Genomic DNA, 650 nt, shown 5'->3' on the forward strand with positions numbered 1-650 from the left:
TGAGGCGTTTGTTATATGCCATTTTTACCACTATAATCAATGCGTATTTAAAATACGCACGGAGTAACTTCATGAGAACCACGTTTAGTACACAAGCACCCAAAAAGGCTACCAATCTTAGCTTAAACAGTGAGTTACTTGCTGAAGCTAAACGCCTTAATATCAATCTATCCGCTACGATGGAAAAAGCCTTAGAAAAAGAAGTTTCCTCTAGATTGAAAGCTGAATGGCTAGAACAAAATGCCGAAGCCATTGAAGCTTGTAACGAACTTACTGAGAAACATGGCTTTTTTTCTGATTCATACCGAGTATTCTGATGTCTCAATTTACCCTTTACGAAAATCTCGACAAAAGTACGTCTACCGCTTATCCCTATTTTGTTGACGTGCAAAGTGAGCTGCTCAGTATGCTAAATACTCGATTGGTGATCCCACTTACACCACTTGATTTACTAGAAAAGAAAGCACCAAGCCATTTGTGTCCAACGATCCATATTGAACAAGGCGACTTTGTCATTTTTACTCAACAAATGGCAAGTGTACCAACCAAAATCTTAGTTGAGCCAGTCGCAGACTTAAGCACTTTCAGAGATGAGATTATCGCTGCTATCGACTTTTTGATTACTGGCATATAACGCCCGCTTAAGGGGC

At 39.7% G+C, this 650-nt stretch carries 2 protein-coding genes; both read left to right on the forward strand.

What is annotated here, in order from left to right; translation table 11 throughout:
- Positions 1-71 precede the first annotated feature (71 nt).
- On the forward strand, positions 72-317 hold the full coding sequence (locus tag GOU96_RS18035; protein ID WP_076008703.1) for a type II toxin-antitoxin system CcdA family antitoxin: 246 nt from the start codon (positions 72-74) through the stop codon (positions 315-317).
- Positions 317-634 carry a CcdB family protein gene (locus GOU96_RS18040; RefSeq protein WP_324702111.1) on the forward strand — a complete coding sequence of 106 codons (318 nt, stop codon included), beginning with the start codon at positions 317-319 and terminating at the stop codon, positions 632-634. The genes GOU96_RS18035 and GOU96_RS18040 overlap by 1 nt, the downstream gene beginning before the upstream one ends.
- Positions 635-650 lie beyond the last annotated feature (16 nt).

Source organism: Vibrio sp. R-1, from assembly GCF_035615595.1.
In the GTDB taxonomy this organism is placed as follows: Bacteria; Pseudomonadota; Gammaproteobacteria; order Enterobacterales; family Vibrionaceae; genus Vibrio; species Vibrio cholerae.

What these genes read in the sequence shown, in the direction of transcription:
- GOU96_RS18035 (WP_076008703.1), top strand. Translation starts at nt 72, where the DNA reads ATGAGAACCACGTTTAGTACACAAGCACCCAAAAAGGCTACCAATCTT.
- GOU96_RS18040 (WP_324702111.1), top strand. Translation starts at nt 317, where the DNA reads ATGTCTCAATTTACCCTTTACGAAAATCTCGACAAAAGTACGTCTACC.